This is a genomic window from Carboxylicivirga linearis (assembly GCF_018271995.1).
GTDB classification, from domain to species: Bacteria; Bacteroidota; Bacteroidia; order Bacteroidales; family Marinilabiliaceae; genus Carboxylicivirga; species Carboxylicivirga linearis.
The window spans coordinates 1-359 of the sequence record NZ_JAGUCO010000164.1; the positions used below are offsets into that span (position 1 = coordinate 1).

Genomic DNA, 359 nt, shown 5'->3' on the forward strand with positions numbered 1-359 from the left:
AAATACATAATTCAACCGTACATTTATACGTATATTATCCGTTTAACTCTACGACTTTACCATGCCTTTATGCCCACACTGCAATGAAGAGATAACAGGAAGAAGTGACAAAAAATTTTGTTCTCCATACTGTAAGTCAGCTTATCACTACCAACAAAGCAAATTCAAAGAAACACCTTTATTCAATAAAATAGATACTCAATTAAAAGCCAATAGAAAAATATTAAAATCATATAATAAAGCAGGAAAGGCAACAGTTCATAAGACTGATCTCTTAGCTGAAGGATTTAACCCAAAATATTTCACACATTATTGGAAAGCTAAGAATGGTAATTTATATTTATTCTGCTACGAATATG

General features: G+C 30.4%; 1 protein-coding gene. It reads left to right on the plus strand.

The window, feature by feature from the left end:
- Positions 1-61: 61 nt before the first annotated feature.
- Positions 62-359 (plus strand): hypothetical protein (locus KEM10_RS24145; RefSeq protein WP_212221067.1); only part of this gene is annotated, 298 nt, incomplete at its 3' end.